Here is a 22,068-nt window from a genome sequence, read left to right as displayed (position 1 = left end):
GTACTGGTGCCATCAGTATTCAGATAATTCTAGCAAATATCTTTATTACTAAAACCCACGTTAACTTGACGCCATCATCAAAGTAGTAGCCATTTGATTTAAAACGGTTTCATGATACTATTGAATTATGAATAAGTAGACGTTAAATCAACGTTACCAAGGGTCATGATCACGCTAATATAACCAGATCATCACAAACGATCGTCGTGACGATCTCACGATCATATAGGAGGGCAATCCTATGAAAAAGAACTGGCTCAAGTTTGGGCTGATCGCACTGGCCGCTGTCGTTGGTCTCATCTTGATAAGTAATGGTCTAGATCGACACGCCGCAAATAAGATCCCCAAAAGTCCATCGACCTATACCATTCAGGCCGATTACAATATTGATGTTTCTGATCCTCAGGCTGTCGTTGGTTCGGGCAATTATGTTTTTGTCGGCAAGGTCACTGAGCTGACAGGTACCACTTATGAAAATAAGGTGCCGGTCGAACGAAAAGATGGTTCAGTCGAATACATCGGTTCCGCTTATACCCAATACCAAGTCCAAGTCTTGACCAATCTCAAGAATGAGTTGATCACCACGGCGCCGATCGACTTGGCCAAAGCAGGTGGGATCCGTGAAGATAAAACGGCCTACGATTTATTTGAGAACGACACCCTGCCACAAAAAGGAAAAACTTATTTGTTCATCGCCTATGCTCAACAAGATGGCTCCTTACTGGTCACCGGCGCCAATTCCAATATCCTACTAGATGATGATGCTAGTGATACGACTTCAGTCGCAAAAATCAAAACGACAGCTGTGTATCAAAAGTACACGCAAGCTGTCGCCCAGCAGAAAAAAGATCCCGACACAGAACCACGGGTCTCTGATTATGACGTGACCCAGCAATGATTGGATCACTTCAGGGCAACGATCAACGGTCACTTCCTACTCAAACCAGCAGAGAAAGAAGTGACCGTTTTTATTGGACTTTATTTTCATTTGTTATTATCTAAAGTATTGGTCGGATCATCATCATGATAAGTTCGGGTGGTGGTCTTTTTTGGATTAGTCTTAACGGGATCAAGCAAATATCTAGTCATCAGATCGAGGATCTGGGGATTGGCTAAAAGTTCCGAATGTTGGGCCATTTTCCCCGTGACGGTGATCTGGGTGTATTGCGCCGCCTGCCCTTGATAAATATATTTGCCGGCCGCCACACTCTTGATCGGCACGATACTATCATTATCATAATTCTCGGTCCCCGCCACCGAATAGACGACAAGATCGGTCGGGATCGCGCCTCGATCCTTGATGAAATCCGCCAACATTTGCGTCTTGCGACTGGTGGAGTTCTCGGCAAAATTATAAGGCGTGCCCACAGTCATCAAGCGCTTCATCGTGATCTGATCATCGTCAAAATAATGTTCTAGAAAATCGGTATAGATCAAGCCGCCATTTGAATGACCAAAACCCTTAAAATTATTGAAATTATATTTCTTGGCCAACTGTTTAAAAGCCTGGCCAAATAACTTCGCCTGCTTTTGGATATTGTCATAGCCATCAGCATTATTCTCGAAGCCGACAACGATAAAAGGTTCGTGGTCATCAGGTCGGATCGAGCCAGTCGCCTTGATGGTCCCATCACTATAAACATGAAGGCGCAACAAACTATGATTTTGATGATCGGTATTATTGATGGTCGTGATCAATGAATCAAAACGACTTTCATTGGCGCTACTTCCGGGAATCATGATCACCGGCGACATTTTTGAATTATGGCGCGTGGCCATTTGCTTGACGTTGGCCTGAGTCCAGGCATATGACGGCCAAGCCAACCCCACGATCAATAGCAAGAACAAACTCAAAAAGATCCAGTGCCAAACTAGTTTTGGCCATTGGCGTATTTTCTTAAAAAGCAACACTTAAACCGCCTCTTTTCGCAAATGCTGGTTCACATTTTCTGTTAGGCGAATAAAAGGCCAGTATAACAAAACATCGATCACCAATAAACTGATCCCAAATATCAAAGCGGCGAAATTGCCATTGGTCCCGATAAAGGCCACTAACGGCCCCGGTGTTCCCGCTGGTACTGGATAAACCACTGGCGGCATCCAACGTAAGGCGATCGCCCCAGCCGCCAAACCCATGTTGATCAACGGGATCAAGGTAAAGGGGAGAAAGAACAACGGATTCAACAAGATCGGGATACCCAACATGATCGGTAGGCCCGCATTGAAAATGGCGGGAAAGAAACTCCATTGCGCCACCAAGCGTGAATTGCGACTACGGCTCAATAAAATCAACCCGATCAATAGCGCCAGTAAAGCCCCCGTCCCGCCAAAGGTCCCAAAACTATGATATAGCGACAAGGCCGTGTACGGATGCGGCGCTTGCCAGCTATTGCCCTTGCTGAGCGCCATATCCAAATTATCCCAGATCTCGATCTCAGAAATTTTGCTAGTATAAGCTAATGGGCCGGTGAAACCAAACCAACCTAAAATCGTCGTCAACCACGCCGCGCCAAAAGTCACTGGTAAACTGGCTTTCTGATTGGCCAAGTTTTGAACGCCCATCGTGATATACTGGTCGATTTTTGCATAGCGCAAAAATGCGAACCCGGTATGCAAGATCAGGGCCCAGAACAAAGTGATCAAAATCGGCCGCATCGCTAAAAATGCCCGGTTCAAAATCAAATCAGGATCCGCCGCCGTCGCATCTTCCGACTGACCGAAACGGCGGAACAATCGACCCACACCGTAACCGACTAAAACACCGACCAGTAACCAATGATAGTCATAGTACCGCATTTCGACCGCGATCCCATTTTCCGTAGTCGTGTGGTGGAAAAAAATCAAGCTATAGCCGATCGCACCAGTCAAGCCGGCCATTTGATCATCTTTATGGTAGTATTTCGCCGTATACTTAGCGGCTTGGAACGCGCCAGCCACAGTCAGCATCCCCAAAGTCAACTGACTCAAGTCCTCAAACAAGACCCGCAACGCTTCATAGTGTGGCAACCAAGCATCCACATTAAAAATACTGCCGAAAAAACCGCCGACCGACAAAAACGAGGCCGCAAATACTTGCGCAAACGCGCCAAAAAGCGCGAATGGAAACAAAATGACTAAAGTCCGCTGCATGATCTGAAAAAACGACAACGACCGGACTTTGGTCAAGAAATTAACAATTCCAGTGATGGTGCCCACCTTCTCCCCAATCGTAAGTTACGCTTACACCCCAGATTCTACAAACCTAGCCCCAAAAGGTCAAGTCAATAGGATGCGGATCGCGCCGGTCAGCCCCTGAGCCTTGACGCTAGTCGGCTTGAGGAAGCCCTGACCTTTGTTTTCGGAGCGATTACGCAATTATGCGGAGAAAAATACGTTGGTGAGTCTGCGGTGATAATTATTCCGTTCTAAGATTGGCCCCGGGCTGCGTTGCGTGTAGCGGGCAAGCTGTTACGTTTCAACGTTGGCCGCGGTCTGCGTTGCGTGCGGCGGGTGAGCTCGCTGTGGGCGCTGTTTTAAGCCTCGCTTTGCGAGTCTTAAAATCAGGCCTTGGTCTAAGTGGCACAGCCACTAAGACCAATTTCACGGCGAGCTCACCCGCCACACTCCACTCCACTCCGCCCGCTCAACCGTTTTAAGCAGACTAAGCTTCCACGCCATTCTACCTGCTCGTGTGAATTGACAGATTCCCACGCAGTTGACGACCATGGCTTGCAATCACAGGATTATAAGATGGTGACACCGTAACAGCTAGTCAGAGATTCTTCACCAATCGAAGTGGTACTATTTGACCACCACACTAGCAAAAGCACTTTGCAAACTACTTCACCCAGATTGCAGATAAGCTCAAACTTGCCCAGCAACCACCTCAGGGTGTGTGGCTCTATCCAGAGTGTGAGCCGACCTGGTCAGCTTCTGAGCATTAGCCTAGCTCTTATTTTGGAAGCGTTCCTTGCTTCCGGAATAAGAGCGTAGCTAAGCGGAAGAAGCTAGGTTGGCGAACACGTTTCAGCAGTGAAGTTTGTCTTAGTGATTTATCACTTAGACAAAGGCTCGCTTTGAAGACAAGCCGCTGCTTTTGCGGATTGGCTTCAAACGATGCCCACTGCGTTCCAGCCACCAAAAACGTCCTGAGGCGGTTGCGTCCACATCCAAACCCAGCACACCTGCAAGTAAGCGGAGAAATAAATACAGAAACCGCACTTTTCAAATCAGCTCAAATCAGATCAGCTCACAAGGTCTAACTAACTCAAGATACCAAATTGATACCCAGCCTGTTGATAGAACTCAATGATCTTAGGCAAGGCATCGACAGTCAGTTGTTTGCTGGCCGCGTCATGCATCAAAACCACACGAACGCCGTGATCAGGATAATAACTCAGCGAATGTGCCTGATACTGCACCATTTCCGCGACATTTTTCGGTGCTTGCGCCGCGCTCATCGCATCGCCGGAAGCCGCATTCCAATCCATCCAATGATACCCATGAGAGCTCAACGCTTGGTCTGCTGGCGCTAAGTTTTGCCAAGACATGTGACCTCCGGGGTAACGCCAAACACGTGTACTGAATTGGGCGCCCAAATACTGCCGCAAAGCCGCCTGAGTCTGCTCTGCCTCCGCTAAGATCTGCGCCGCGTTGCCGCGACGGTTCGGATAAAGCCGCCCATAATCATGATAGAAACTGTGGATCGCCAGTCCATGACCTGCCTGGTATTCCTGCTGTAGTAAGGCTTGCGTCCGTGGGCCCAGCGACTTACCTACTAGGAAAAAAGTTGCGTGGACTTGGTAGCGTTGTAAGATCGCCAAGATCTGTGGCGTCGTTGTCAAATCAATACCATCATCAAAAGTTAAGAAAACTGTTTTTCGTCCCGTATAACTAGCTTGACCATTCATCACCGCACGGATCTGCGCCACATCAAAAGCATAACTGCTAGCAGCCGGTGTGTGATTTTGCCCGATCCCGGTCGTGACTCCAGAAGCTTGGGTGGTCGTTGCTGGGGACGTATTTGTGGAACTGGTCGCGCCTGCAGAACTGCTACTCTGGCTTGAGGCCGTTTCCGCGGCTTGCTGACTGCTTGAACTGGCTGCGGCCGCCGCTTCACTAGAACTTTTCGCAGCGGCGCGCTGAGCTGCTGCTTCTTTTTGCGAACTTTGCCGCGCGCTTTTTTCTTTTTTGGCCGCCGCGACTGCTTCTGCCCGTAACTTGACTTGCCGTTGCGTCGCCGCTTCTCGTCGTGCCGCTTGCCCTTGCGCGATCATCACCCCGCCAAGGATCATGATCACGATTACCCCTAAGATGCCAGCAAGCCACTTACCTCGATGCTTCTGCCAGCTCGTTTTTGCCTGATGTCGCCCGTTCATTGCTATCGCTTCCGTCTTGATCGATCAACTACCCTGATTATACCAAATATTTTCTCTACCTTGGCGACTTTGATCACTCTTTTTCAAATAATAAGCGCTGGCTTTTCACCACAGAAGAAAAAACTGCGCTGTTTTATAAAAAAATCCGTCAGTGACTTGCTCAGAACAAGGATCAGTGTGTTATCATTAACCAACACTTTATTTTTCCCTTGGATTTTGAGATAGATAGGAGAATCGGGAATGAGCCATGATCTGGATCCCCGCGCGGGCTTACGAGAGACGCTGCCGATCGTATTCAGTTATTTTGGTATTTGCTTCGCTATTGGCGTGATCGCCCAAACAAACGGCTTCACACCTTTGCTGGTACTGTTATTATCACTCTTTGTTTACGCCGGTTCTGTTCAATTCGTGATCATCGGCCTACTTGCTAGTCAAAGTCCGATCCTAGCGATCTTTGGCGCCGCTTTTTTAGTCAACGCCCGGATCATCTTGATGAGCTTAACCGTCGCGCCCCACTTTCACGAACAAAAACTTTGGAAAAATATTTTGATGGCCAGTCTCTTGACCGATGAGACCTTCGCTTTAGCGATGAATAAGGCCAATTATACCGGTAGTAAACTGACTTTCCGGTGGTTTTACCCTGCTGCCTTGCCGCCCTATCTGATGATGATCGGCGCCAGTATGAGCGGTGCTTTACTTGGTCGTTATATTCCTGACCCGGAACAACTGGGGCTTGATTTTGCCATCGTTGCCATGTTTATCGGGCTAGTTTATTTGCAACTCAGCGCTGATCGGACACTTGATCGGCGTTTACAAACGATCATGGTCGCGATCGTTTTCGTTTTTATTTATATTGGACTGATCTTTATTCCCGCCAACCTGCTGATCTTAGTCGTGACTTTGGTCGGGTGCCTGTTAGGAGTGGTACTGAAACATGTCTTCTTTTGAATATACCTTGGTAACGATCATTGGTTGTGGCCTGATCACGTGGCTATCCAGGGTCTTACCGTTTATCTTACTGAAAAAATTCACGCTATCTGATCGCGTTTTGGAATTTCTTAGCTTCGTCCCGATCGTGATCATGTCCGCATTGTGGTTCAGCAATCTGTTCACGCAAGATCTAGGTCACTTGCCCCGACTGAATCTGGAGAATTTTTTGGCCTCAGTGCCAACTTTGATCAGCGCGATCATTTCTAAAAATCTGTTGGTGATCGTCGCAGTGGGGATCGTTTCTCTAGCCGTGATCCGCGTGATCTTGGCTTAGCCACGACCTAACGTTGCTGCTCTTGTGGATCCGTTGACATAATGTTTTGCTTTGATACTTTGATTTAAAATATGCGATTGGGTTGTGTGACACGGAGCAGGTCAGTTCGCATTCCGAAGGGGGGTTTTACAAATGAATCATCAACTTGATCAAGCGACTGCGTTCAAGGAAACCTTGCCGACTGTCTTCGGTTATCTCGGGATCGGGATCGCGTTTGGCGTGGTCGGTCGGGCCAGCGGTTTTAGTCCCTGGCTCGTGTTATTCATGTCGCTATTTATTTATGCCGGATCGGCGCAGTTCATTACGGTCAGTTTACTAGTCAGTCACAGCCCGATCATTTCCATCGTCCTCGCGACTTTTCTGGTCAATGCCCGCATGATCTTATTGAGTTTAACGATCGCGCCTTATTTCAAAAAAGATAGTTTACTCAAAAATATTTTTCTCGGGACGCTCTTGACCGATGAAAGTTTCGCTTTAGGCATGAACAAGCTTAATTTCACCGCCGGTCAGCTTAACTTTCCTTGGTTCAATACAGTCAATTTACTGGCCTATGCCACTTGGAATTTGGCCACTTTGATCGGCGCCCTGATCGGGAATTATATTACTGATCCCCAGCGCTTAGGTCTGGATTTCGCGATCATCGCCATGTTTATTGGTCTGCTTTATCTCCAGATCAGCGCTGATCGCAGTTTGCCCCTGCTCTTGCAATTGACCGTGATCGGTTTGACCTTAGCTTTGGTCTATCTCGGGATGATCTTTATTCCCAGTAACCTGCTGATCATTGTCGCGACGATCGTGGGTTGTGGCCTAGGCGTTCTCTTAAAACATCATTTCTTCCCACCAAAAGTAGTGTCTCCCTGACCTGCTTTTTTATTTTGTACCTATACCATTTAGGCATTATGGGTAGAGCAAATGAGCATTGGTCAAATCACACCTTGGCCTGTAAAATAAAGGCACCACTGGGCCATTGCTTAAAAAATCTTCGACCAACTGAAGAAGGCTACGGACAAGAAGTCAAGTGCGCCTTGACACAGAAAACGCAAAATGGCAGGAAAAGACAGGTGTTTCACTTGTTAAAAGATAGTAACTGTCAGATAATAAAGAAAAAGGGGGTCAATTTATGGAAGCGACTGCAGCAAAGGCTTTGATCGATCAAGCCATTGATGAGATCGAACGAGTCATCGTCGGCAAACGCGATATCATCCGCTTGACGATCACCACATTATTGGCGAACGGGCATGTTTTATTCGAGGATGTCCCTGGCGTGGGCAAAACTACCTTGGCGCAAACACTGGCCAAGGTTTTCGCAGGTAGCTATCATCGGATCCAATTCACGCCTGATTTGTTGCCTGGGGATATCACCGGGGTCTCGATCTTTGATCGTCACGACAATACTTTCGCGTTTCAACCGGGACCGATCTTCGCCACTTTTGTTTTGGCAGATGAGATCAATCGGGCCACGCCCCGAACCCAGTCGGCCTTGTTAGAGGCAATGGGCGAACGCAAAGTCACTTTAGATGGCACGACCCATCCCTTGGACGCGAACTTCTTCGTCCTAGCCACGCAGAATCCTAGTGATTATGAAGGGACCTATCCATTGCCTGAAGCGCAGATGGATCGTTTTTTGATGCGCTTGAGTATTGGCTACCCTGACAAAAAAGCGGAACTGGCAATGCTTGATTTAGCAGATCGGGCCACGACTGCCCCAGCAGCTCAAGAGATCATTTCCGCGGAACAACTAAGCGCGTTGAAGGCACAAGTTCAAAAAGTCCACTTTGCCGATTCCTTACTGGATTATTTGCTAGAGATCACCAGCGCCACACGCAAAGACGATCGGATCCGTTTAGGCGTCAGTCCTCGGGGCACCTTAGCCTTAGCGGCGGCAGCGCGTGCCTACGCCTTGACTCAAGGGCGAAATTTTGTGTTGGCCGAAGACATTCAACTTCTGGTGCCGCTGGTTTTCGCCCATCGTTTGATCATTCAGCCAGGCGTCCGTCTGAACGCAGCGGTCATTTTAGCTGAGCTATTACAACAGATCCCCGTCCCGATCACGAGGTGAGCTGATGAGAACAGGACATTGGCACAGCTGGCGGCGCAATCTGGCCTTTTTTCTAGGATCATTGCTACTGATCATATTAGGTTTAGTCTTCAATAGTCCAACAAGTTGGTTGGTCACAGATCTGGCGATCACCGCCGTTTTCTTTAGTTTGCTCAGCTTAGCGGCACCATTAGCGCGACTTCAAGTGACGACCAGCGCACGCAAGCTAAGCGCGACTTCCAACAAATCATTACGCTTCCAACTAAAAGGGCGCGGTTTTTTTGCCAAGTTAGCGGTGCGCGCTGATCAACGGACCTTATGGCAAGGTCCCTATTTTGGGCGTGCGCGTGACTTTCATTGGCCTAACCAACTGACTCGCGGCGTTTATACAGAGCTACCTTTAACTTTACAGGCCTGGGATCTTCTCGGTTGTGCAACCAAACAGCGCCACCTGACGCTGAAACAGCCTTTGATCGTTGGTCCCGCCGCTGAACCTGCCTTGAGTCAAGCCTTGATTGCGGTACTGGCCGATTTTGTTAAGCATGCCAACGCTGATGATCTTAACCCCTCATTTGATTTGGAAAGTTTGCGTGATTATCGACCAGGCAACCCGCTCCACGCCATTGATTGGAAGATCTCGGCTAAGCGGGGCAAAACAACGATCCGTCAAGATCGGCCTGAACAAAAACCGATCTGGGCAGGCGTTTTATTGGCAACTGCAGCGCCGGCTTTTGAATCTTTGTTAGGCGCCTTTACAACGTTGGATCAGGAAACTAAATTATGGGAGCAGGGTTATTACTTGGGTCAAACCAGCCTAAATCAGCCATCCTGGACCCAATTGGCCCAATTCCAAGCTAACTCGGAACAAAACTGGGTCAGTCCAGAAGCGTTACAGCGAACCCCTGCTCTGATCGTTTTCAGCGCGGCGGCGACCTCATGGGCAACAGCCAGCCAACAATTCCCCTTACAAAAACTGATCCTCGTCCAAGTAACACCGACCACGATCACAGTCAATAATGCGCAGCAACAAGTCACAGTCCCTAGGGAGGCGTTGTCATGAAGCGCTTCTTGAATAAGCTGATCGGTCTGCTTGGCGGTTTTTGGCTCAGTTATCTATTCTTAAAGGCCTTTTTGATCGTCAATCAGATCGAGCAACAGCTGCTACTCTGGCAGGCTTTAGTCCTGATCGGGGTCTTGATCATTATCTTAAGCCTTTTGCGTGTACCTTGGCCCTTAGCCTTCTTGGCATTGAGTGTGGTCCAACTACTGACGATCTGGCGCTTACTGCCATATGATCTAGGGCTCTCGGGAGCATGGTTGCGTACTTATTTCAGCCGCCTAAGTACGGCGATCAGCACCTCCTTGACCAGTGGTTCGGCCGAATTGACCGCGACCCTTAGTGTGACACTGGCCTTGATCGCCTTGGCTTTGATTTTGATGCTCAGTTGCTTCTGGTCCAGTCCCGGGATCGCGAGTTTGATCGTTTTTCTCTATCTGATGTCGGTCCATATTTTTAATGGTAATGAACTGACCAGTGAGCTATTACAACTGACCTTGATCTTTTGTCTCAGCCGCGGTTGGTCGCTTTATCGAGATCAACGTTTCGCTTGGTCCCAACTATTGTTAGGGCTCGTGCCCCTGCTGTTAGTGGTCGGGGTCTGGCGTTCGATCACTAACCTACCTCAGATCAATCTTAAATTAGCCAGTTGGTCGGTTGAATTGCGTTCCCAACTCAATCGTACCGGTCTTTATGAACGAATCGAACGCTATGCTAAGGGCGCAAGCCGCACAGGTTTTTCCGAAGATGATAGTCAGCTAGGTGGCCCCTTGTACGATGATCCTACGGCGGTGATCCGACTGCAGGCAAGCCAGCCCCACTATTTACGGATCCAAGTCAAGAACCAATATTCTGGTCGTGGTTGGCAGAATACGCGCAATTTGCGGTGGACCAGCACAAATCAAAATGACAGCCAACGCTATTTGGATGCGCCGACCGTTTTAAGTGATAGCGCGGCAACGGTGGGTTACCAAACTCAGTCGGAAGCGATCGAAATGACAACACTGGACAATCAAGATTACATTGCCTTACCTTATGGGCTGCTGAACATTCAGAATGTTCAACCGGGTTCATTGGACAGCACTTTTTATGATAATCTTTCACAGCGGCTTTATGGTAATGCGACCGATGTCCAACAAATGCAGCTGACCGCCGCCGCGAAAAAAATGACAGCGGCAACGATTGCGACGATGCCCACACCAAATACCAGCGCCTACCAAACAGAGTTAGCTTTGCCCACGACCTTGCCCAATCGGGTGCGAAAATTAGCGCTTAAACTAACGAGAAACGCCCCGACTTATTATCAAAAAGTGCAGGCGATCGAAAACTACCTAGCCACTTCCGCAGAACTCGTTTATTCTAAGATCGATACCCCGACATTGCCCCAAAACCGCGATTATGTCGACTATTTTCTCTTTGATTCGCATGTTGGCTATTGTGATAATTTCTCTACGGCGATGGTCGTGATGCTCCGCAGTATCGGCATCCCTGCACGTTGGGCCAAAGGATTCGCGCCTGGTACCCTGACCAAAGAGCTGAGCCAACAACGGTACGAGTATACGATCACTAATTCCGATGCCCATGCTTGGCCTGAAGTTTACTTTGGCGCTTATGGTTGGCTACCGTTTGAACCCACACCAGGATTCGCCAACGCCGACGAAGTGGTCGCCACCACTGAACCAATCAGCCAACGTTCCAGTAGCAGTAGCAGCACTCGCTCGACCAGCGCTACCAGTAGCACAACGAAAACAACTGCCGCCAACAAAAGTTCCAGTGCCACCACCAGTAGCACCCGCAAAAAAGCCAGCACCTTCAAACTCAATGGACACCTGCCCAATTGGTTAGTTGTTTTGAGTTGGCTGATTTTGCTCGGGCTCATCATCGCCATCGTGCCGCTGCTCTATCCTGTCTGCCTATGGCTCTGGGCGCGCCATCTAAAACAGCATAACTTCGAACGCTTCTATCGCGCGACCCTTCGTAGTCTGCAACCTTTGTACCCCCGCGCCCAAGGTCAAACCCTGACGGCCTATGCCCAAGCACTCGACAGCGATTGGCAACTGGGTACTACTTTTGAGCAAATAACAAACGCCTATCAGCAACAAACCTTTGGTCAAGAAAAGGCGCTGATCCCCCAAAAGGCTATTCAGGGATTTAGCCGTACTTTACTGCGCAGGAGCAACTGGCGTCAGCTTTGCCACCGCTATCGTCAAAAACACTGATCGCGACAATAACGTAAAAACCGTGCCCAGACACGGTTTTTTCTATGGCATCAATGGTGGTTTGCTATGGTGTCTATTCCGTAGCGATTCTGGCCGCAGCCTGCGTTGCGTGTGGCGGGTAAGCTCGCTGTGCTCCCATATCTTAGCCGTAACTTCCACTGCGTGGTTCGGGGTGAGCTCGCTGTGGGCGTCACTTTGAGCTTCGCAAAGTACGCGAATCTTAAAGCTGAGCCTTGGTCTAAGTGGCACAGCCACTAAGACCAATTTCACGGCGATCTCACCCCGAACCACTCCGTTACAGTTACTCAACAATTGTAAGTAGTTTAAGCTGCCACGCCATAACACCTGCGCGTGTAAATTGACGGATTCCCACGTAGTTGAGGACCATGGCTAGTGGTCACAAGTTCGTACTGATAGTCACACCGCAACAAGCGGCTTGATAATCACCGGCAACTCTGGTCAAACAACTGACAGGACCTTCTCGCAAAATGAAATGGTCTCATTTTGACCACCACACTTGCAAAAGCACTTCGTAACCTACTTCGCCTAGATTGCAGATAGGCTCAAACTTGCCTAGCAACCGCCTCAGGGCGTGTGGCTCAGCAGTGAAATTTGTCTTTGTGGCTTTGCCACTTAGACAAAGGCTCGCTTTGAAGACAAGCCGCCGTATTTGCGGATTGGCTTCAAACGATGCCCACTGCGTTCCAGCCACTAAAAACGCCCTGAGGCGGTTGTGTCCACACTCAAACCCAACCACACCTGCAATCAAGCAAGTCAGCAAATACAGAAGCCGCGCTTTTCAAAAAACAAGACAAAAAAAACCGCCTACCCAACGGATAGACGGTCATTAACTTCACCGGAAGCTAATTATTTTTTCAAGTTGTAGAAGCTGTTGATACCTTTGTAGTTAGAAGCATCGCCTAATTGTTCTTCGATTCTCATCAATTGGTTGTACTTCGCGATCCGATCAGTCCGGCTCATTGAACCAGTCTTGATTTGGCCAGCGTTAGTCGCAACAACCAAGTCAGCGATCGTTGTATCTTCAGTTTCACCAGAACGGTGAGAAACAACGGCAGTGTAACCAGCTTCTTTAGCCATTTCGATGGCTTCAAAAGTTTCAGTCAAAGTACCGATTTGGTTAACTTTGATCAAGATCGAGTTAGCAACGCCCATGCTGATCCCCTTCTTGAGGTAATCAGTGTTAGTTACGAACAAGTCATCACCAACGATTTGGACTTTCTTGCCCAATTCTTTGGTAATTTCTTGCCAGTCTTCCCATTCGTTTTCGTCGATTGGATCTTCAACCGAAACGATTGGGTATTTGTTGACCAAGCCTTCGATGTAAGCGATGAATGCAGGTGTATCCATCTCTTCACCAGTTGACCAGCGTAACTTGTATTTCTTAGTTTCAGCATCCCACAATTCGGAAGCGGCAACGTCGATCGCGATTGAAATATCTTCGCCAGGCTTGTAGCCAGCCTTTTGGATCGCATTGACCAAGTATTCCAAAGGTTCTTCGTTGTTAGCGAAGTCAGGAGCGAAGCCACCTTCATCACCAACAGAAGTTGCTTTGCCGTCAGCAGCCAGCAAGCTCTTCAAAGCGTGGAATGTTTCTGCGCCCATCCGAACAGCTTCGTGAACTGACTTAGCGCCAACAGGCATGATCATGAATTCTTGGAAGTCGACCTTGTTATCTGAGTGAGCGCCACCGTTGATCACGTTCATCATTGGTGTTGGCAACAAATGAGCGTTAGGGCCGCCAAGATATTCGTACAATGGTAAGCCAATTTCGTCAGCAGCAGCACGAGCAGCAGCTAAGGAAACGCCTAAGATCGCGTTAGCACCCAATTTACCTTTGTTAGGTGTGCCATCAAGCTCGATCATCGCTTGGTCTAAAGCACGTTGGTCTGTTGCGTCCATCCCGATAACTTCTTTTGCGATAGCATCGTTAACGTTAGCAACAGCCTTCAAAACGCCCTTGCCACCAAAACGTGATTTGTCGCCATCACGCAATTCAACAGCTTCGTGTTCGCCAGTTGAAGCGCCTGAAGGGACGATCGCGCGGCCGAAGCCACCTAATTCAGTATAAACTTCAACTTCAACAGTAGGATTGCCACGTGAATCTAAAACTTCGCGGCCTAAAACATCAGTAATTACAGACATTTGTTTCGCTCCTTTTCTTTTTCCCGATTTATCGGCTTACATTCATTATAGTACCAAATTTTAGTGTTGTTTAACACTCCAAAGCGGCATTATTTTTGGTAGTTGACCAAGGCTAAAAATGATTCAGGGATCATGCTAGCGCCACCGACCAAACCACCATCGATGTCAGGTTTAGCCATTAATTCCTGCACATTAGCCGGCTTAACAGAACCACCATATTGGATCCGAACGTTCTCAGCAGTTTGTTCATTATACAATGACTTGACAGCTTCACGGATCTCATGACACATTTCTTGAGCTTGGTCAGAGCTAGCAGTTTTGCCAGTCCCAATGGCCCAGATTGGTTCATAAGCGATCACTAATTTAGAAACTTCTTCAGCGGACAAGCCAGCCAAAGCAGCCTTGATTTGACCAACGACCCAGTCAACTTCATGGCCAGCTTCACGTGTTTCCAACGTTTCGCCGCAGCAAATGATCGGCAACATGTGGTTGCGGAAAATCGCTTTCGCCTTTTTATTGATGTCTTCGTCAGTTTCGTGGAAATATTGGCGACGTTCTGAGTGACCGATGACCACATAGTCAACGCCCATTTCAGCTAACGCTTTTGGTGAAGTTTCACCGGTATAAGCGCCTTCGTCTTCAAAATAACAGTTTTCAGCGGCAACCTTTAAAGCAGAATCCTTGGAGAACCATACTAATGCGTTTAAGTCGATCGCAGGCGCGGCAATAACTGATTCAACTTGCGCTGGATCTGGTAATTGGCCTTTGATTGCTTCCAAGAAAGCCTGTGTTTCTTGAGGATTCTTGTTCATTTTCCAGTTACCGGCAATGATTGGTGTACGCAATATCTTTCACCTCAAAAATTATTTTTGGAAATTATTTCTCGGAAATAGCAGCGATACCTGGCAAGGTCTTGCCTTCCAAGTATTCAAGTGAAGCGCCGCCACCTGTTGAGATATGAGTGATCTGGTCAGCGATGCCTAATTGGATCGCGGCCGCAGCGGAATCACCACCACCGATGATCGTGGTTGCGTCAGTCAAAGCACCTAAAGCCCGACCAACTTCCAATGTGCCTTCAGCGTAGTTGCTCATTTCAAACGCACCCATTGGGCCGTTCCAAACAACCGTCTTCGCGTCTTTCAAGATATCCTTGAACAAAGCAATCGATTTAGGCCCGATGTCTAAGCCCATTTCGTTGTCAGGAATATCATCGCCAACGATTTCGTGAGGCGCATCATTTGAAAATTCAGTTGCGGCAACGTTATCAACTGGTAAAACCAGTTTGTCGCCAGCCTTAGCTAACAGTTCCTTCGCCAATTCAAGCTTGTCAGCTTCGAACAAGGACTTGCCGATCTGGTAGCCTTTTGCTGCCAAGAAAGTATAAGCCATGCCACCGCCGATCAAGATATGATCTGACTTAGGAATCAAGTTTTCGATCACGCCGATCTTATCAGAAACCTTAGCGCCACCTAAGATGGTGACGAAAGGATGAACTGGTTTATCAACGGCGGTCCCTAAGAACTTGATTTCCTTTTCCATCAAGAAGCCAGCAGCTGCAGGCTTGTTAGCGGCCTTCATCGCTGTGGCGATCCCCACGTTAGAAGCGTGAGCGCGGTGTGCGGTACCGAAAGCGTCGTTCACATAAACGTCGCCTAAGGATGCCCAATATTCACCTAACTTAGGATCATTCTTGGATTCGCGTTTGCCGAAATCATTGTCGATGTCTTGGAAACGGGTATTTTCCATTAAGATCACATCGCCATCAGCCATTGCGTTGATCGCGTCTTCTAATTCAGCACCTTCATTGACCGGCACGAATTTAACATCCTTGCCTAACAATTCAGCCAAACGAGCCGCAACGGGACGTAAGCTTAATTTTTTCTTATCGTCGTCGCTCTTGATCCGACCTAAGTGAGAAAGTAAGATGGCTTTGCCACCATTGTCGATTACATATTTGATCGTAGGTAAAGCGGCAACGATCCGGTTATCATTACCGATCACGCCGTCTTTGATCGGCACATTAAAGTCGACCCGGATCAAAACTTTTTTATCTTTAACGTTAACGTCAGAAACGATTAATTTTGCCATTTGTGGACAACCTCCGTAAAGAATTCATGATAAAAGGCGAAAGGAGTCAACCTCCCTCCGCCTCAAAAGAATCGAAACTCTAAAATGTTAGCTAACTATTTAAGAGTTGCGAATTTCAATAAAGTACGAACCATTTGGCAAGTAAAGCCATATTCGTTGTCATACCAAGCAACAGTCTTAACCAATTGGTGATCGCCTGAAGTTGTTACTTCAGTTTGAGTTGGGTCAAAGATTGAGCCGTAAGTTGTGCCAATGATGTCAGAAGAAACAACTTCGTCTTCGTTGTAACCGAATGAAGGATTATTTTCCGTATACTTCTTAACAGCTTCGTTGATTTCGTCAGCGTCTTTAACTTTCTTGCCTAAGATCGCAACTAATTCTGTTTCAGAACCATCAGGCACACCAACACGTTGTGCATGACCTTGTAACTTGCCGTTCAATTCAGGTAAGACCAAACCGATAGCCTTAGCAGCACCAGTTGAGTGAGGAATTGTGTTAACAGCAGCAGCACGAGCATTGCGACGATTGCCTTTACGGTCTGGGCCGTCAAGGATCAATTGAGTTGCAGTGTAAGCATGGATCGTAGTCATAGTACCAACTTCGATACCAAATTCATTGTTCAATGCTTGTGCGAATGGTGCCAATGAGTTTGTTGTACATGAGCCTGCAGATACAATTGTATCGTCAGCAGTCAAGGTATCATCGTTTACGCTATAAACGATAGTCTTAAGATCGCTACCAGCAGGAGCTGAGATCAAGACACGCTTAGCGCCGGCCTTCAAGTGAGCTGAAGCCTTTTCTTTGGAAGTGTAGAAACCAGTACATTCAAGTACGAAGTCTACGCCATCGTTTGCAACCCAAGGAATTTTGTCTGCTTGTGGTTCTGAGTAAACACGATATGACTTACCGTTAACAACGATTGAGTCTTCAGTCGCACTAACTTCAGCATCCAAAGTGCCATGAGTTGAATCATATTTCAATAAGTGAGCCAACATAGCTGGTGAAGTCAAGTCGTTGATTGCAACTACTTCGATTTCATTTGATTCAGCACCCAAGTCCAAAATACGGCGGAATGCCAAACGTCCGATACGTCCGAAACCGTTAATACCAATCTTTACAGTCATACAAAATTTCCTCCTTCAGGAAATAAAAAATTTCTTTAAAAGGTTGCCCCTTTTAAAAGCGAGTTAGCAGCGCCCTCATCCGTGATCAACCACGTTTGTTGCGGCGCGTTGTGCATGTAAGCGCGGATCGCTTTGGCCTTATTCTGGCCCGCCGCGATGGCGAATACATAAGGAACTTCAGTAAGATCCGGGATCTGTAAGCCGATCCGCGGTATCTTGTAAACTACTTGACCACTTTCATCGAAGAAATCGCCGAAAGCCTCGGCAACTGCCTGCTTGGCTTGCAATTCTCCAATGATCTCCGCCGACATATTCCGGCGTTGAGCCATGGTCATCGCCTCACCAATGCTGTGGATCACCACATTGGCTTGGCCGATCAAATCAAGGACTGACTTGATCGATGGTTCTTGGAGCAGTGGCTGATAGGTCCGCTCGCTGATGTCCTCGGGAACATACAAGCTCCGGTGCCGACCACCAGTTTGCTTGGCCATTTCCGAGCAGATCGCGTTGGCCTGAATATCGACCAGTTCGCCAACACCGCCACGGGCAGGTACGAACAACAAATCACGTTGTTTCGCCAATGCCGGCGTTAATTCTTTGGCCATCACCGCCATGGTGGTGCCACCCATCGCAGCGATAATATTCTCGCCATCAGGTAACAGCACTGCCAAGGACTTATTCAACAGCTGACCCATGGATTCCAGTACCCGCGGTTGCGAATCACAATCGCCGGAAACGATCAAGACATGGTCGATTCCCAAGACGTCGGCTAAGCGCCGCTCCTTCTTCGGAAATCCCAATAAATCAGACATGAGGTCGTCGAGTTTGCCGAGAATATCACGGCCACTCTCCGTTAATACCATACCTAATTTCGAGGAATTTATCAATCCTGAAGCTTTCAAAATGTTAGTTTCTGTTCGTAGTCCACGCTCGCTGAGCCCAAGCTCTTGAGCCAGCGTGCGCCGGCCAACAGGTTCTAGCCATTGGATCCGCTGCAAGATCAAATACCGCTGTCTGATCGTATTCAAGAAACCCGGGGCGATCGTATCCAACCACGTTAAGTCATTCTGCATCACAGCCAGACCTTTCAGTGGGACAAGAATCGTCCAACGGTGTCATATTGCGACCCATCAGTGCCAAAAAATATAGCGTTGATCAAAAGTCTTACCCTATCTCAAGCACCGAAATCATTATAACAATTGTGATTTTCATTTGCAAGATTTGCAACCGCTTTATCAGGAATTTCCTGAAAATTTCACGATTTAATCTTATCAAGAGCATGATCGATTGCTGTGATCACGGGTTTTTCGCCCTTCCTTCATTGAAACGACAAGACTTGCTGTGAAGCTCAACTGGTTAGATGGAAGAAACTGGGCTAGTGAGCACAACGTTTCCACAATATCCACGGCTGGCGCTGCGCGTGGCGTTGGTGAATGGCAGTTGTGGTGGGCTCCAGGTCGGGCTGGGGGTGGTGGAACGCGGCGGGCGTCACTTTGAGCTTCGCAAAACCCGCGCGAATCTCACAGCTGAGCCTTATTCTAGGCGGCAGAGCCGCCAAGAATAATATCGCGGCTGACTCACCCCCAGCCCGACCTTCCGCCAACGAGTAAACAGCCCACCAACGCCAGAGTGTGAGCCGACCCGGGAGCTCCCGAGCATTAGCCTAGCAACTGTTTTGGAGGCTGGTATGTGCCTCCGAAATAGTTGCGTAACTAAGCACAGATGTCGGGGATATCGAGCACATTCCAGCTAGTCGCCAATGATCGTAAAACCGTAGTTATGAATATGCTGCTTCAATAGGACCAAGTATTCTGTCGCCAAGGCACTTAATTCGATTTTCTTATGCGTCAAGTACCCTAAGGTCATCGAGTCCGGCACATCCAAGGGGATTGCCACGATTTTCTCGTCATTGAGTTCACTGCTGATGATGCCACTGCTGATGGTATAGCCATTCAGCCCGACCATTAAGTTGAAGATCGTCGCTCGATCACTGATCTGGATCTGCTTTTTGTGGGGCATGGTGCTCAAGATCTCCTCAGCAAAATAAAACGAATTATTCTCCCCTTGCTCATAAGAAAGATAGGGATAGTCAGTCAGATCGGCCAAAGTCAGGCGAGCTTTACTGGTCAGCGGATTATCACGCCCGACGAAAACATGCGGCTGAGCCACGAAAAGTGGTGTGAAGCTCAAATCCTTTTCAGCAATCAACCGCGTTAGCACCGCTCGATTAAACTGATTCAAGTAGATCACTCCGATCTCACTGCGAAAAGTTTGAATATCATCGAGGACGTTTTGCGTTTGCGTCTCCCGCAAGGTGAATTGATATTCATCTTGACCGATCCGCTTGACCAACTCGACAAAAGCGTGGACCACAAAGGCGTAATGCTGCCCGGAAACACTAAAAACGTGCTTGCGAACCACGTCCACATCGAAATGGTCATTCAATAAATTGACCTGATCCAAGATTCCCCGCGCGTAGTTCAGAAATTCCCGCCCCTCAGCTGTTAGCGTGATTCCTAATTTGCTGCGATAAAACAATTGCAAGTGATATTCCTTTTCCAACTCCTTCATCGCCTGGGACAACGAGGGTTGACTGATAAAAAGTTGTTTGGCGGCCTCATTGATCGAGCCGGTCGCCGCGATTTTTTCTAAATAGGTTAGTTGTTGGATGCGCATGGTTTGCCTCTGTTATAGTTTTTACCTATCATAGCACAAAGTTAACCGGTATTATCTATTATCCGAAAAACTTGCTATGATATCCTCAAGACTTAATTTCTGGAGGATTCTCATGACAACAACTCATTTTCAAACAGTCGGTTCATTATTACGACCGACTTCACTCTTGACTTATAAAAACCAAATCGAACAACGCGATGATATCACCTATCCGTTTTATCAAGATTTTCCTGGTTATCAGGCCGCTGAGACTGCCGCGATCAAAACGGTCGTCGCGGAACAAAAAGCCCACGGACTAAGTGTCCTTACGGACGGTGAATATTCCAAATCAATGTGGCACTTGGACTTCATCTGGGGCTTCGGTGGGATTGAACGTTTCATCGCCAAGCAAGGTTACACCTTCCAAAATCATGACGGTGGCGCTTTTGAGACCCGCAAGGACATTGGCTTGCGGATCACCGCCCCCTTATCTGGCCACCAGCATCATTTCATTGATATCTTCAAAGCGCTCAAAGCTCAAGCCGGCACGACCACTGTCAAAACCACTGTTTGGGGCGCGGCCCACGCTTTCACGGAATTGGCGATTTTTGATCATTTATATGGACCCGATCAAGTTTATGCCAATCAAGCTGAACTTCGCGCTGGCCTGATCAACGCCTACAAAGAATTTCTGCGTGATTATCGCGACGCTGGCGGAACGATCATTCAATTTGACGATTGCCTCTGGGAACTGTTCGCGCCGGATAATCAACAAAGTTTCTTCGCCGCCGGCAATGGTGACGTCGTTGATTTGGCGGATACCTTCATCGCCATCAATAATGAAGTCGCCGATTACGGCCACGCTTTGGGGCTAAAAGTCTGGACCCACAATTGTCGCGGTAACTACGCTAGCCGGCACGCCGCCGGTGGCAGTTACGCCACGATCGCACAGAAATTCCTCGGCGAGCAACACTATGATCGGTTCTTTTTGGAATGGGATGACGAGCGGGCCGGCGACCTTTCCGCACTGGCCGTTTTAGCGAATAAGCCGGCAGTTACCGTTGTTTTGGGTCTACTTTCTAGCAAGACCGATCATTTGGATGATGAAGCCCGAGTTTATCGCCTATTGGACCAGGCCAGCCAGATCATTCCCAAGGAGCGCCTTTACTTGTCCCATCAGTGTGGTTTTGCTTCCTGTGATGGTGGCAACGAACTGACCGCCGACCAACAATGGGCCAAGATCGGCCAAGGTCAACGGATCGCTGCTGATTATTGGCAGCAGTGATCGAGCCGACCAAGTCAAAAAGTGTCCTGGCCAATGATTGCTGAAACTGAGCTCACTCAACTTGATCTAAATACCAAAAAAACGCTACGGCAACCGGCCGTAGCGTTTTTCTGACTCATTGATCTGAGTCGATTTCAATACTTTATTTATCATTCATGTTGACCATGATCTTGTCGATCAAACCATAATCCAAAGCTTCCTGAGCAGTCATATAATTATCCCGTTCAGTATCCTTTTGAATGGTTTCCAAGGTTTGGCCGGTGGCGTCAGCTAAGATCTGGTTCATCTTTTTGCGGGTCTTGATGATTTCTTCCGCAGCGATCTCGATCTCTGTGGCTTGGCCTTGAGCACCACCCAAAGGTTGATGGATCAAGACAGTTGAGTTAGGTAAGGCGAAGCGCTTGCCTTTGGTCCCAGCCGTCAACAGGACACTGGCCATGGAAGCGGCCATCCCGATCGCGATCGTTTGGACGTCAGACTTGATGAAATTCATCGTATCCATGATCGCCAAACCAGAAGTGATCACCCCACCTGGTGAGTTGATGTAAAGGGAAATGTCTTTGGTTGAATCTTGGGCGTCCAAGAAGAGTAATTGGGCGATGATCGAGTTGGCCATCTGGTCATTGACTTCGCCAGACAGCATGATGATCCGATCCTTCAGCAAGCGTGAGTAAATGTCATAAGCGCGTTCGCCCCGGGAAGTTTGTTCAATAACTGTAGGTACTAACATCGTGTAGCCTCCTTGAGTTTAGTTCTTTTTAAATTAGCACTGTTCGAACTACTCTGCTAATTTAGCATATTAGTCAAAATAGGTCAAA

The 22,068-nt window shown here is 48.0% G+C and carries 18 protein-coding genes; 8 read left to right on the top strand and 10 right to left on the bottom strand.

Annotated features, from left to right (window positions below; genetic code table 11):
• Positions 1-241: 241 nt before the first annotated feature.
• On the top strand, positions 242-898 hold the full coding sequence (locus OCU21_RS09755; RefSeq protein ID WP_261807221.1) for a hypothetical protein: 657 nt from the start codon (positions 242-244) through the stop codon (positions 896-898).
• Between the two features lie 86 nt (positions 899-984).
• On the opposite strand, the gene OCU21_RS09750 is transcribed toward OCU21_RS09755, so the two are convergent.
• From OCU21_RS09750 to OCU21_RS09740, 3 genes are all read right to left on the bottom strand, one after another.
• Entirely contained in the window at positions 985-1,908 is a 924-nt protein-coding gene (locus OCU21_RS09750) for an alpha/beta hydrolase (protein ID WP_373875485.1), read from the bottom strand.
• Positions 1,909-1,911: 3 nt separating this feature from the next.
• Complete coding sequence (locus OCU21_RS09745) at positions 1,912-3,165, bottom strand: PTS transporter subunit EIIC (protein ID WP_261807220.1); 1,254 nt, start codon at positions 3,163-3,165, stop codon at positions 1,912-1,914.
• A 1,076-nt stretch (positions 3,166-4,241) separates the two neighbouring features.
• Positions 4,242-5,357, bottom strand: a complete 1,116-nt coding sequence (locus OCU21_RS09740) for a polysaccharide deacetylase family protein (protein ID WP_261807219.1) — start codon at positions 5,355-5,357, stop codon at positions 4,242-4,244.
• 240 nt (positions 5,358-5,597) lie between these two features.
• On the opposite strand from OCU21_RS09740, the gene OCU21_RS09735 reads away from it, so the two are divergent.
• From OCU21_RS09735 to OCU21_RS09710, 6 genes are all read left to right on the top strand, one after another.
• Positions 5,598-6,305, top strand: a complete 708-nt coding sequence (locus OCU21_RS09735) for an AzlC family ABC transporter permease (protein WP_261807218.1) — start codon at positions 5,598-5,600, stop codon at positions 6,303-6,305.
• Positions 6,292-6,621, top strand: coding sequence for an AzlD domain-containing protein (locus OCU21_RS09730; RefSeq protein WP_261807217.1), 330 nt, complete (start codon positions 6,292-6,294; stop codon positions 6,619-6,621). Before OCU21_RS09735 ends, OCU21_RS09730 begins: the two co-directional genes overlap by 14 nt.
• Before the next feature lie 132 nt (positions 6,622-6,753).
• Complete coding sequence (locus OCU21_RS09725; RefSeq protein ID WP_261807216.1) at positions 6,754-7,482, top strand: AzlC family ABC transporter permease; 729 nt, start codon at positions 6,754-6,756, stop codon at positions 7,480-7,482.
• A 259-nt stretch (positions 7,483-7,741) separates the two neighbouring features.
• The gene (locus OCU21_RS09720; protein WP_261807215.1) at positions 7,742-8,680 is read left to right on the top strand and encodes an AAA family ATPase; all 939 of its coding nucleotides are present in this window, start codon (positions 7,742-7,744) and stop codon (positions 8,678-8,680) included.
• A 4-nt stretch (positions 8,681-8,684) separates the two neighbouring features.
• Positions 8,685-9,719, top strand: a complete 1,035-nt coding sequence (locus tag OCU21_RS09715) for a DUF58 domain-containing protein (RefSeq protein ID WP_261807214.1) — start codon at positions 8,685-8,687, stop codon at positions 9,717-9,719.
• Positions 9,716-11,935 (top strand): transglutaminaseTgpA domain-containing protein, encoded by a 2,220-nt coding sequence (locus tag OCU21_RS09710; protein WP_261807213.1) that lies wholly within the window; start codon positions 9,716-9,718, stop codon positions 11,933-11,935. The genes OCU21_RS09715 and OCU21_RS09710 overlap by 4 nt, the downstream gene beginning before the upstream one ends.
• 867 nt (positions 11,936-12,802) lie before the next feature.
• Here OCU21_RS09710 and eno read toward each other — a convergent pair.
• From eno to OCU21_RS09680, 6 genes are all read right to left on the bottom strand, one after another.
• Positions 12,803-14,098 carry a phosphopyruvate hydratase gene (eno, locus tag OCU21_RS09705; RefSeq protein WP_261807212.1) on the bottom strand — a complete coding sequence of 432 codons (1,296 nt, stop codon included), beginning with the start codon at positions 14,096-14,098 and terminating at the stop codon, positions 12,803-12,805.
• A gap of 89 nt (positions 14,099-14,187) precedes the next feature.
• On the bottom strand, positions 14,188-14,943 hold the full coding sequence (gene tpiA / locus OCU21_RS09700) for a triose-phosphate isomerase (protein ID WP_261807211.1): 756 nt from the start codon (positions 14,941-14,943) through the stop codon (positions 14,188-14,190).
• Between the two features lie 31 nt (positions 14,944-14,974).
• Positions 14,975-16,186, bottom strand: coding sequence for a phosphoglycerate kinase (locus tag OCU21_RS09695; RefSeq protein WP_261807210.1), 1,212 nt, complete (start codon positions 16,184-16,186; stop codon positions 14,975-14,977).
• Between the two features lie 95 nt (positions 16,187-16,281).
• Positions 16,282-17,310 (bottom strand): type I glyceraldehyde-3-phosphate dehydrogenase, encoded by a 1,029-nt coding sequence (gap, locus tag OCU21_RS09690; RefSeq protein ID WP_261807209.1) that lies wholly within the window; start codon positions 17,308-17,310, stop codon positions 16,282-16,284.
• A 35-nt stretch (positions 17,311-17,345) separates the two neighbouring features.
• Positions 17,346-18,383, bottom strand: coding sequence for a sugar-binding transcriptional regulator (locus OCU21_RS09685; protein ID WP_261807208.1), 1,038 nt, complete (start codon positions 18,381-18,383; stop codon positions 17,346-17,348).
• Positions 18,384-19,059: 676 nt separating this feature from the next.
• Entirely contained in the window at positions 19,060-19,986 is a 927-nt protein-coding gene (locus OCU21_RS09680; protein ID WP_261807207.1) for a LysR family transcriptional regulator, read from the bottom strand.
• A gap of 112 nt (positions 19,987-20,098) precedes the next feature.
• Here OCU21_RS09680 and OCU21_RS09675 point away from each other — a divergent pair, with 112 nt between their 5' ends.
• Positions 20,099-21,250, top strand: a complete 1,152-nt coding sequence (locus tag OCU21_RS09675) for a cobalamin-independent methionine synthase II family protein (RefSeq protein ID WP_261807206.1) — start codon at positions 20,099-20,101, stop codon at positions 21,248-21,250.
• A gap of 142 nt (positions 21,251-21,392) precedes the next feature.
• On the opposite strand, the gene clpP is transcribed toward OCU21_RS09675, so the two are convergent.
• Positions 21,393-21,980 (bottom strand): ATP-dependent Clp endopeptidase proteolytic subunit ClpP, encoded by a 588-nt coding sequence (gene clpP, locus OCU21_RS09670; RefSeq protein WP_125601224.1) that lies wholly within the window; start codon positions 21,978-21,980, stop codon positions 21,393-21,395.
• Positions 21,981-22,068: the final 88 nt, after the last annotated feature.

The organism is Lapidilactobacillus luobeiensis, from assembly GCF_024345205.1.
Taxonomy (GTDB): domain Bacteria; phylum Bacillota; class Bacilli; order Lactobacillales; family Lactobacillaceae; genus Lapidilactobacillus; species Lapidilactobacillus luobeiensis.
Note: the sequence above shows the minus strand (reverse complement) of the source record. Positions and strands in the feature narration are given on the sequence as shown.

Excerpts from the sequence above, each read along its gene's own strand:
- OCU21_RS09710 (WP_261807213.1), top strand. The coding sequence starts at position 9,716 with ATGAAGCGCTTCTTGAATAAGCTGATCGGTCTGCTTGGCGGTTTTTGG.
- OCU21_RS09685 (WP_261807208.1), bottom strand. The coding sequence starts at position 18,383 with ATGCAGAATGACTTAACGTGGTTGGATACGATCGCCCCGGGTTTCTTG.
- OCU21_RS09720 (WP_261807215.1), top strand. The coding sequence starts at position 7,742 with ATGGAAGCGACTGCAGCAAAGGCTTTGATCGATCAAGCCATTGATGAG.
- OCU21_RS09695 (WP_261807210.1), bottom strand. The coding sequence starts at position 16,186 with ATGGCAAAATTAATCGTTTCTGACGTTAACGTTAAAGATAAAAAAGTT.
- OCU21_RS09680 (WP_261807207.1), bottom strand. The coding sequence starts at position 19,986 with ATGCGCATCCAACAACTAACCTATTTAGAAAAAATCGCGGCGACCGGC.
- gap (WP_261807209.1), bottom strand. The coding sequence starts at position 17,310 with ATGACTGTAAAGATTGGTATTAACGGTTTCGGACGTATCGGACGTTTG.
- eno (WP_261807212.1), bottom strand. The coding sequence starts at position 14,098 with ATGTCTGTAATTACTGATGTTTTAGGCCGCGAAGTTTTAGATTCACGT.
- OCU21_RS09755 (WP_261807221.1), top strand. The coding sequence starts at position 242 with ATGAAAAAGAACTGGCTCAAGTTTGGGCTGATCGCACTGGCCGCTGTC.
- clpP (WP_125601224.1), bottom strand. The coding sequence starts at position 21,980 with ATGTTAGTACCTACAGTTATTGAACAAACTTCCCGGGGCGAACGCGCT.
- OCU21_RS09725 (WP_261807216.1), top strand. The coding sequence starts at position 6,754 with ATGAATCATCAACTTGATCAAGCGACTGCGTTCAAGGAAACCTTGCCG.
- OCU21_RS09675 (WP_261807206.1), top strand. The coding sequence starts at position 20,099 with ATGACAACAACTCATTTTCAAACAGTCGGTTCATTATTACGACCGACT.
- OCU21_RS09740 (WP_261807219.1), bottom strand. The coding sequence starts at position 5,357 with ATGAACGGGCGACATCAGGCAAAAACGAGCTGGCAGAAGCATCGAGGT.
- OCU21_RS09715 (WP_261807214.1), top strand. The coding sequence starts at position 8,685 with ATGAGAACAGGACATTGGCACAGCTGGCGGCGCAATCTGGCCTTTTTT.
- OCU21_RS09730 (WP_261807217.1), top strand. The coding sequence starts at position 6,292 with ATGTCTTCTTTTGAATATACCTTGGTAACGATCATTGGTTGTGGCCTG.
- OCU21_RS09735 (WP_261807218.1), top strand. The coding sequence starts at position 5,598 with ATGAGCCATGATCTGGATCCCCGCGCGGGCTTACGAGAGACGCTGCCG.